Origin of the sequence: Trinickia sp. (assembly GCF_051953955.1) — a bacterium.
Classification (GTDB): domain Bacteria; phylum Pseudomonadota; class Gammaproteobacteria; order Burkholderiales; family Burkholderiaceae; genus Trinickia.
The window spans coordinates 1-9,698 of the sequence record NZ_JBQCIF010000122.1 but is presented as its reverse complement, the minus strand read 5'-3'; the positions used below and the strand labels follow the sequence as shown (position 1 = coordinate 9,698).

Here is a 9,698-nt window from a genome sequence, read left to right as displayed (position 1 = left end):
GCCGCTCACCAGGGCACGACGCGCCCGAGGTAATCCACGTAGTGCAGCCCCGTCCGTCCTGCGTGCGCCTCGATCGTATCGACCAACTTCGGGATGCTCTCTTCGATGCTCAACCGCGCGTTTGGCCCACCCATATCCGTTCGCACCCAGCCGGGCGCCAATAGCAGCAGTGTCCGCGAATCATCGGCGTGCCGCGCCGCGAAACTGCGCATGAACATGTTGAGCGCGGCCTTGCTGCCGCGATAGACCTCGTAATTTCCGTTGACGTTGTTCGCGACGCTGCCTTGGCCCGACGACATCGCCGCGATCGTGCCGGTTGGCTCGACCAGCGGTCGTAAGGCCTCGATCACTCTCATCGGGCTCAGTGCGTTGGTCACCATCACGCGCACGAATTCGTCGGTCGAGACATCCGCGATCGTTTCGCGATCGTCGTTCTTGACGCCCGCATTCACGAGGAGCATGTCCAAGCGCCGGTCTTGAAGGCGGCCGCGCAACGCGGCGACCTGATGGGGAAGGGTGATGTCGACGGTTTCGACTTCCAGTGCTCCGCCGCTCGTTTCCGACAGATGACGCAGCCGCTCGGTCGAGCTTTCGCGGCCGGTGGCGATCACGCGCCAGCCGCGCGAGAGGTATTGTTCGGCCAACGCGAATCCGAGGCCGCGGGAGGCACCGATGAGAAGGGCGGTTTTCTGTCGAGACGGACGTTGCATGGGTTGCTCCATACGGTTAAGCGAATCAGGCGTACGAGCCGGCGACATCGATCGTGAACGCGCCGAGTCATGAATCGGTACTTGCAATATAGCGATCGGCCTGCTGCATCGCATCACTTGCGCGTCGCCACGATGAACAGCCGTGGAAACGGCAGCAAGACGGTTCCGTCGTCCTGCGCGGGATAGCCGAGCGCCACGGCATCGCGGTATTGCGCAAGGAACGCTTCGCGTTCGCCCTCGTTCAACGCTGCGAGGAACGGCCGCAGCCCGCTTCCCTTGAACCATTCGACGACCGCGTCCGCGCCGCCGCGCAAAGGATGGTAGTAGGTCGTGCGCCATACGTCCACGCGCGAACACAGGGGTGTCAGCAGCGCGTAGTAGCGGCGCGGATCGAATCGCTCCGTCCGCCCAGCGCCTCTCAGTTTGTCTGCCCACGGCCCCGCTGCCGCGATGTCCCGCATGAGCCGATGCGCAGGCTCGTCGAGATTGTCGGGCATCTGCACGGCGAGATGCCCGCCGGGCGCGAGCTTGCCGACGAGCTTCGGAAACAGCGTATCGTGCGCCGGCAGCCATTGCAGCGTGGCGTTGGAAAGAATCAGATCGTACGAGGCCGGCTCGTCCCACGTCGCGATGTCCGCGACGTCGAAGCGGATCCGCGGCAGACGCTTGCGTGCCGCTTCGATCATGTCGGCCGACGTGTCGAGCCCGCGAATGGTGGCTGCCGGGGCGCGTGCCGCCAGCGCTTCCGTCGAATTGCCCGGGCCGCAGCCGAGGTCGATCGCGGTACGGATCGGCGTTGGGGGAACGACGGCCAGCAGATCTCTGACCGGGCGCGTGCGTTCGTCCTCGAATTGCACATATTGCGCACTCGCGAACTGCGCATAGTGTTTGGCGTGCGGATCGGTCGAAAGGTTCGTCATGATTGAGCTCCTCGTCGTCTGGCGTGGCTTGGTACGGCGCACCGTGTCCGCGTTCGGATACGCCGGCCGTCGATGAAGCGGATTCTGCGGCCGGCGCGAACATCAGTAAAATGAATTTAATTTCGCGATTGATTCAAATCTCTCATGAAAATCGATACGCTCGGAGTCCAGGCTTTCGTGGCCATCGCCGACGGCGGAAGCTTCAGACAGGCGGCCGAGTCATTGCATGTGACACAGACCGCGATTACGCAGCGCTTGCGCAAGCTCGAAACGTACCTGGGCGTCGCGCTCGTCGAGCGCACGACACGCCGCACGACGTTGACCGAAATCGGCCGGCGCTTTTTGCCGCAAGCGCGCCGCCTACTGAACGAACTGTCCGACGCGCTCACCGAAATCCGCGAAACGGGCCTCAGCCGACGCGGCGACGTATCGATCGCTTGGGTGCCGACCGTCGGCGTGCAATATCTTCCGCGCGTTCTTCGCGCGTTTTCCGAACTGAGACCGCACGATCGCGTGAAGATTCTCGATCATGCGTCGGAGTCGGTGCTGCAGGCCGTGCTTCGGCGTGAGGTCGAGTTCGGAATCGGCATCGCCGGCGATCGGCATCCCGAGTTGGTCAGCGTACCGCTCGCGGTCGACCCCTATGTGCTGATTTGCCGCGATGACCATCCGCTTGCGAAACGGCGGCGCGTTCGCTGGGAAGCATTGCGATCCTATCCGCTGATTTTTGCCGGCGAAATGAGCGGCAATCGCGGTTTGCTCGACGGCGCGCTCAAGAGCGGCGGCGTGGCGCTCTATTCGTTCTACGAAGTGCAGCGCAGCTCGACGGCCCTCGGCCTCGTCGCCGAGGGCCTCGGCGCGGCCGTGGTGCCGAAGCTCGCCATCCAAAGAAACGCGTATCCGATGGTGCGTATCATCGAACTCGTCGAACCGTCGGTGTCGCGCACGCTCGTGCTCCTCACGCGCAAGACCGCGCAACTGTCGCCCGCGGCGCGGGCACTCTACGATATGCTCGTTCAGCACGCGTCGCCGGCACGCCGATGAGCCGCCCGCGCCGCGCTTTTCGTCCTCGGATCAGAACCGGTACGACAGGGCCAAGAACGTAATGATGGGATCGGCCATCAGTTTCGCTTTGCTGACGGCGAGCAGCGTGCCGTCGGCCGCTTTGATGTCCGTCTCGGCGTAGGTCTTGAGCGGCATGTAGGAGACGGAAGCGTTGACTTGCCAGTGCTTGTTGAGCGCGTAGCTTGCGCCGACGTTGAAAATCGGCGCCCACGACGCGGACGACTTCGCCGAGATGCTCGTCGGCCCGGGCTTGCCGGCCCCGGCAGCGAGCACGCTGCCGAGGTTCTCGTTGAGCGATTGCGAGAAATAGGGATTGAGCTGGAACGAATTGAACCAGCTGTACGTGAGGCCGATGCCGGCGAACGGCCGAAACTTCGCCTCGGCTCGGCCGAAGAAGTACTGCAGCATGGCACCGGCCGTCCATTGGCGTACCCGCCCGACGATCGGATTGTTCGAAGGCTCGCTCAAGTTCTCCTGGCCGAGGGCACCGGCCGGCCCCGGCGGTTGAATCACGCCATACCCGCCGATGCGAAACTCGGGCGGTATGCCGCCCATTGCCGTCAGTGCGATGTGATCCGTGAAGAAATGGCTGAACGTCAGCCCGAGCGTGTTCGCGTTGCCGACCGTCAGTCCGGTGCCCGGCGAAGTGAAGGAAGCAGGCAACCCGAGCGGCCCGTTGATCGGTGTGGCCGCCGTATGTGTCGTCAGCGGATCGCTCGAATCCTGAGGCGCGATATGAAACCAGCCCAACGAAACGACGTTGTCGCCAGCCTGCTGCGCGTAGGCGCCCGTCGAGAGGCAAACCGCAATTAGCGGCGTGAATAGCTTACTCATCCTCGTTTCTCCGTGTGCTCGTTATGCGATCACTGCACGAATGCGCTGACGGCGAAGTACGGCGCGCTCGGATCGGACGTGTCGAGGTAGCCCATGGTGCCGCCCGTGAAGATCATCTTTCCCGTCGGCTGCGTGTCGGCCCGGCTCTTTGCCGTCTTGACGATGACGAGGCCGGGCAGCGCTTGCGTGTGGTCGAACTCGAGCGGCGTCGCGAGCGATGCTAGCGAGGCGTTGAACGGGTCCAGCATGGTCGCCTGCGTATTCACGAGCGCCGTGGTGCGATAAGCGAAATTGCTATCGACGCCGACGTACTCGCCGTTTTGCGAGCCGGCGGCGACGTTGGCTTGCGGCGCGAGCATGGCGATGCCCGATTCGTCGTCGGCAAGCGGCGTTTTCGGCGGCGAGCCCGGCGGCGAAACGATCGATGGATCGGCAGCGCCGACGCGAACGAGGATCGGCACGAGCGCGCCGCGCAGCTTGCCCACGATCAAAATGCCCTGTGCCTGCGGGCCGGCCACGGCCTGAGTGGGGGCGGCCTGCCCCGTGAAGCGATGGGTCTCGAACGTCGGCGAATCGCCGCGCGCGACGAAATTCGTGCCGGACTGCCGGCATTGGCCCGCGTATGAGCCGCTGTTGTCGCATTCGATGAAGCTGCCGTCCGCGTTGATCGTGAACGAGGCATCGACTGCGACGGGCGCGAAGTTTTGCGACGGCACCTTGTGATAGCCGAGCATCGAATATGTCCCCGCGATCTCGGCAAGGCTCGTTGACGTTTGCGCAAAGGCGAGGAACGGGTAGTACGGGAACGTCGTGTCAGGTACGACGCCGACGCCGGCGACACCGGCGAACGAAATCGCCGCGCCAGGAATCGTGCCGCCCAGCACGCCGTCGCCTAGAAACACGCGTGCGGGGCGAGCGGGATCGAGACTTGCATCGTTCAGCCGGAACGCGCATTGATTGAGCTTCGCCGTCGGCAGCAACGTTTCTTGTGTCATCGTCCCGGACACGACGTTGTTCGGCGCGAGCGAGCGCGTCGGCAGCACCGTGCCCTTCGTCGCCGGCACGGGTGACGCGAGATACGTGATCTTGTAAGTCATCGCCGTGGTGTCGATCTGTACGCGCACGAGCTCGCCCGAGCCGGCGCCGCCGGTGAAGACCGTGCCGTAGTCGACCGCCTCGGGGCATAGCCGCGTGGCGATCGGCGCGGGCGGATCGCCGCTGCCGCCGCAGGCGGGGAGAAGGAGGGCGGCCAGTGCCGTCGAAAGCAGACAACGCCACATCATGATAAGGAGTCCAAAGTAAATGGTTCACGGAGAAAAAGCGGTACGCTCGGGGGCCGCGGTAACGCTTAGGGCGCTGATGCGCCCGCTTCTCTCGACGCGGGCGCGCATCGACTGCCGCGGATCAGCGGCAGTCGACGAGCTAGCGGACCGTTAGGAACGGCGTGGTCGTGAGCGAGCCGGATACCGTGCAACCGCCCGAGAGGACTTGCCCAATGAGGCCGATGGCCGTTTCCCGCACGGTCGCGTTTTCTGTGATGCTTGCGTTCAGCGCACTCGGGCCGCAACTGCCCAGGGGTGTATTGACGGCTACGCCGTCGAGCGCCAGGGCTGCCGTCGACGTCACTTGGCCTGTCCAAGGCAAGCCTGCTGCCGTTACGGCCGAGCACAGCGCCGGGCCGGTGAATTTCGCCGACGTGATCTCGATTGCACCGGCGCTCGTGATGGTGCCGACGAGGTTGGCCGTGCAACCCAGCGGTACGCCCGACTTCACCAGTGTCGTCGCTCCCTCGAGGCTGATCGCCCCGGCGGGAGAAACGGTCACGGCGAACGCCGGCACGGAAGCCGCAACGAACAACGCCGACGCCGCACCTACGGGGATGAGCTTGAAACGCTTCATATGGAGAACCTCTCATCAGGTCAAAGGCAGGTTGTCATGACGGCCGATTGGCGCTCCCGGCCGCCCCTTGAAGCGCTACCGCACTTACTGTACGAACGCGCCAATCGTGAAGAACGGATTCGGCCGGCCCGAGCCGTTCATGAGCATCGCGAACATAGGCCCGACCTTGATCAGATAGCCGGTGTCGCCCGTCTTGAAGACGGTGGCGGCACCCGATGTGAAGTCGTTTTGCGCAGTGGCCTTGACCAACCCCGGCTGCGTTTGCGTGAAATCCAACGCGAAATTGGTGGCTGCCTTGGACTTGAACGGATCGAGGAAGGCGGCGCTCGTGCCTTGGAAGATCGTCGAGGTGTAGTTGACGCCGGGGTTCGACGTTGTCGTATCGTCGAGGCAGGCGCCCTCGAAGACCGAGGGTAAAGTGGGCGTCGGCGCGTATGCGCTGACGAGGCCGCACGCGGTGACGCTGTTCGCGCCGATGTATGCGCCGCTCAACGACGCGTTGGGGACCTTCTGCGCGGGTGCAAGCAGAGAGATGCCTATCTGATCGTCGACCGAAGAATGGGCCAAATCGGCGCCCGCATGCGCATACCCGACGCGAATGATGACCGGTACGATCTGGCCGTTCAATTCGCCGGCGATCATGATGCCGTGTGCCTGATTTCCCGAGAAGGCCGCTTGTAGTGCGCCCGCGCCTGCGTCGGGGTAGATGTTGCCGGTCCCGAGGTCGATGTTTGCCGCGCTCGTGAACACGTTGTCCGGCGAACCATCCGGGTTCGTTCGCGGCGACCAGTTGCCGCCCGTTGTGGGGCATGACGCATAGGGTTGCCCGCTGTCGGCCGTGCACGATCCGTCCGGGCTCATCGTTTCGCTGAGTTGGATGCCGTCGACTTGCCATCCGAGCGGAATGCCGGCTGGGGTAGACGCCGTCGTCTGGAACGCACCGCCCGACGGCGTGAAATGAATTCCGAGTTCGTTGTAGCGGCCCGCCACCTTCGAAAAATCCGTGACGGTTCGGCTGAATGCGATGAACGGGTAGTAGTCGAACGTCTTGCTCGGCACGGCCGCTACCGTCACGCCGGGCGCGATTTCCAAGCCGTCGAACTGCACGGTCGATCCCGGGATGCCGCCGCCGACGATGCCGTTGCCGACGAATAGCATCGGCGGATCGTTCGGATTGATCGCGATCTCGTAGGTGCCGTCCGACGTTCGTCCGTTCTCGAGCACGAACGCGCAGCGGTTCTGCTCGGCGGTGGGCAGTTTGAGCGGTGTCGCCGCGGCACCCTGCACGTTCTTGATCCGGTACAGGTCGGGCGTTTGATAGTCGCCCGTAATCGTGAGCCCGGCGCGCGTCGCGTTGACCTGTCCAGCGGAGGCCGGAACCGCCGATTCGACGAAAGTCATTTGATACTGTTTCTTCGACGTGTCGAATTTGACTTTGATGTACTCCCCGCTACCGGTGCCGCCGGTGAATGTCGTGCCGTAATCGAGCGAGGCAGGACATAGCGCGGTTGCTGTTGGCCTCTGCGTCGCCGCATCGGCGCTCGAGCAGGCGTTGTTCGAACACGGCGCGGCGGCGATCGGTGCGAGCTCGTCCGAGCCACCGCTGCCGCACCCACTCGTAAGCACGGCGACCGCCAGCGCGCCGGCCGATGGCGCAAAAATGGATTTGAAGCGCATGATGAGCGCCATGATTCGTCTCCTGTTGTCCCACGTTCCGCGGTTCGTGTCGAACTGCCGCAATCGGCCGAACGTTACCGCTATACCCATCGACGGAAATCGGCGTCACAACATCTTTCCCCGATCGACGTAGGCCATTCCCCACCGATCGTTTTGGGTATTCCAAATATCGATGAATGGTTATTTGCCCTTATTCGGCATATCGAGAGCGGCGGGGCTTACCTTACGATCGTCTTGCGATTCACGTAAATAGAGACGATGATCCAAACGGCCTTTTATGGCTTCTTTAATATTTACATGTGGTTAGGTGATCGTTTTAAACAGCGTGGGATGCGAGGTGCAAAGATTTTTGATGCTTCTTGGGTTGAATGTTTATGAGATGCGAGCGGGGTGACTTCAGCGTGGGGGCGGTTCAATAAAAAGCATCGCCGGCATCGCCGGCATCGTTTGCTCGATGCGCGGATGCGCGAGCGAATGGCGGCTCATCGATTCGACGAAGCAGACAATCGCCGATGCCATGCAGTCAACGTCGAATCGCGAATGTCCCGGTTCGACGTCATGCATGAGTTCCGAGCGCTGAGCGCTCGCGGGGGGAGGGTGATTGCCCGGCTGCCTAAATGGAACGCAGCGCGGCGTGCGAAATCGGCTTGGACGAGGGCGGCTGCGCCGACGAGCGGCCGACGACTTTGCCGGCGAGGGCATCGCCATCGGATGCGCCGCCGTGACCGGCGCGGCCCTCCTTGAGGATGGCGCACATGGAGACGAGCAGGGCGAAAACGATTGCCCAGAGGAAGCAGTAGCCGACGATTTTCATGGACGGGCACCTCAGCCGTAGAACGCGCGTTGACGAAGCGCAAACGATTGCCGCAGCGTGTTTATAGCACGAACGTATGACAGTTCGGCAACGCGGGCGGCGAGGTGTTCCGATCTATTGGGAGCGACAGGTACGTGCCGCTCCCGACGGCATCAGCGCAGTTGCGCGGCGGCGACGAGCAGCACCATGCTGCCGATCGCGCCGTCGAGCAGGCGCCAAGCCGTCGCTTTGCGAAACAGCGGGGCCAGCAGCCGCGCGCCGTAGCCGAGCGAGGCGAACCACAGCGGGCTGATCGTCATCGCGCCCAAGGCGAACGCCATGCGTGCACCTTCGGGCTCTCGTGCCCCGGCGGTGCCGATCAGCAGCAATACGTCGACATAGACGTGCGGATTGAGCCAGGTGAACGCAAGCGTCATCAAGACCACTGCCCCTCCGCTTTGCCGCATTGCCGCGGGGGCGGATGGGTCTTCGCCGTTCACTTCCATGACGGCATGGCCGGGACGCCAAGCACGCCGCAGCGTCGACAGCCCGAACCAAGCGAGATAGGCGAGCCCGCCATACAAAACGACTTCCACGAGGCGAGGGTAGTGCGTCGCAAGCGCCGATGCGCCGCCGACGCCGGCTGCGATCAGCAAGAAATCGGAGAACGTGCACAGCACGACGATTTTGCCGACGTGCGAGCGCGTGATCCCTTGGCGCAGCACGAACGCGTTTTGAGCGCCGATGGTGACGATGAGCGAAGCGCAGAGCGCCGCGCCGTGCGAATAAGCGGTCCAGTTCATGGGGAGGCGGGTAGACGATGCGAATGGATGGCGTTAGTCTGCTTGCCGAATGCATCTAAGAACAGCTAATTTCTCTAAACGAGATTAAGGAACGCTAATGATCGACTATGCTTTGCTCGACGCGCTGGCCGCCGTGGTGCGCCACGGCTCGTTCGACCGTGCGGCGAGCGAATTGAACGTAACGGCATCCGCCGTCTCGCAACGGATCAAACTGCTCGAGGAGCGCGTGGGCAGTGTGCTCGTGAAGCGTGGGCAGCCGTGTGTCGCGACGGCGTCGGGCGCCTTGCTCTGCCGTCATACCGAGCGCGTGCGCTTGCTCGAGGCACAGCTCGCCGACGAAATGCCGTCGATGGCCGGTAGCCTGCTTGGGCAGTCGTGGCCGACGTTGCGCGTGGCCGTCAACGATGACAGCGTCGGTACCTGGTTCGTCGATGCCGTGGCGGCGTTTTGCGCCCAGAGGCGCATGCTGCTCGACCTGGTCATCGACGATCAGGACTACACGGCGCAGCGCATTCGCGACGGCAGCGTGCAAGGGGCCGTGACCACCCAAGCCGAACCGGTGCAGGGGTGCCGCTCCGTCCGCCTGGGCCGGATGCGCTACCTGGCCGTCTGTTCACCGGCTTTTTTCGATCGTTACTTCGAAGATGGCGTGAATCGGGAGGCGCTGCGGCGGGCGCCGTGCGTGGTGTTCAATCCGAAGGATGCGTTGCAAGCGCGCTTCATGCGCCGCGTGACGCGAGCCGAGCTCGATCCGCCGCAACATTGGATGCCGCACGTAGGCGGCTATCTGCGCGCCTGTGTCACGGGGCTAGGCTGGGGGATGTGTCCCACGCAGATGGTCGATGCGCTGCTCGAACGGGGCGAGCTCGTCCAGTTGGCGCCGGGCCGCCATCTCGACGTCGACTTGTACTGGCAGAGCTGGCGTTTGTCGATCGGCTGGCTCGATGAATTCAGTGCGGTATTGAAGCAGCGTGCGGCCGAGTTTCTGGACTGACGG

General features: G+C 63.6%; 10 protein-coding genes. 2 read left to right on the top strand and 8 right to left on the bottom strand.

The features are described from left to right. Positions 1-5 precede the first annotated feature (5 nt). Together ACTHNZ_RS22380 and tam are read right to left on the bottom strand one after the other, a co-directional pair. Positions 6-710 carry an SDR family NAD(P)-dependent oxidoreductase gene (locus ACTHNZ_RS22380; RefSeq protein ID WP_440544773.1) on the bottom strand — a complete coding sequence of 235 codons (705 nt, stop codon included), beginning with the start codon at positions 708-710 and terminating at the stop codon, positions 6-8. 113 nt (positions 711-823) lie between these two features. Further along, positions 824-1,630, bottom strand: a complete 807-nt coding sequence (gene tam, locus ACTHNZ_RS22375) for a trans-aconitate 2-methyltransferase (RefSeq protein ID WP_440544772.1) — start codon at positions 1,628-1,630, stop codon at positions 824-826. Between the two features lie 144 nt (positions 1,631-1,774). Here tam and ACTHNZ_RS22370 point away from each other — a divergent pair, with 144 nt between their 5' ends. Then, entirely contained in the window at positions 1,775-2,674 is a 900-nt protein-coding gene (locus tag ACTHNZ_RS22370; protein ID WP_440544771.1) for a LysR substrate-binding domain-containing protein, read from the top strand. Between the two features lie 30 nt (positions 2,675-2,704). Here ACTHNZ_RS22370 and ACTHNZ_RS22365 read toward each other — a convergent pair whose 3' ends face one another. The 6 genes from ACTHNZ_RS22365 to ACTHNZ_RS22340 form a co-directional block, all read right to left on the bottom strand. Then, positions 2,705-3,529 carry an OmpW/AlkL family protein gene (locus tag ACTHNZ_RS22365; RefSeq protein ID WP_440544770.1) on the bottom strand — a complete coding sequence of 275 codons (825 nt, stop codon included), beginning with the start codon at positions 3,527-3,529 and terminating at the stop codon, positions 2,705-2,707. Positions 3,530-3,558: 29 nt separating this feature from the next. Then, a complete protein-coding gene (locus ACTHNZ_RS22360; RefSeq protein ID WP_440544769.1) occupies positions 3,559-4,812 on the bottom strand; it encodes a DUF2957 domain-containing protein in 1,254 nt (417 codons plus the stop codon). Positions 4,813-4,951: 139 nt separating this feature from the next. Next, positions 4,952-5,428: a hypothetical protein gene (locus ACTHNZ_RS22355; RefSeq protein ID WP_440544768.1), complete on the bottom strand. Its 477-nt coding sequence runs from the start codon at positions 5,426-5,428 to the stop codon at positions 4,952-4,954. Positions 5,429-5,512: 84 nt separating this feature from the next. Beyond that, complete coding sequence (locus tag ACTHNZ_RS22350) at positions 5,513-7,117, bottom strand: DUF2957 domain-containing protein (RefSeq protein ID WP_440544767.1); 1,605 nt, start codon at positions 7,115-7,117, stop codon at positions 5,513-5,515. A 601-nt stretch (positions 7,118-7,718) separates the two neighbouring features. Continuing rightward, the gene (locus ACTHNZ_RS22345) at positions 7,719-7,919 is read right to left on the bottom strand and encodes a hypothetical protein (protein WP_440544766.1); all 201 of its coding nucleotides are present in this window, start codon (positions 7,917-7,919) and stop codon (positions 7,719-7,721) included. A 152-nt stretch (positions 7,920-8,071) separates the two neighbouring features. Then, positions 8,072-8,701 carry a LysE/ArgO family amino acid transporter gene (locus ACTHNZ_RS22340; RefSeq protein WP_440544765.1) on the bottom strand — a complete coding sequence of 210 codons (630 nt, stop codon included), beginning with the start codon at positions 8,699-8,701 and terminating at the stop codon, positions 8,072-8,074. 97 nt (positions 8,702-8,798) lie between these two features. Between ACTHNZ_RS22340 and ACTHNZ_RS22335 the strand changes: the two genes are divergently transcribed. Continuing rightward, positions 8,799-9,695, top strand: a complete 897-nt coding sequence (locus tag ACTHNZ_RS22335; protein WP_440544764.1) for a LysR family transcriptional regulator ArgP — start codon at positions 8,799-8,801, stop codon at positions 9,693-9,695. Positions 9,696-9,698: the final 3 nt, after the last annotated feature.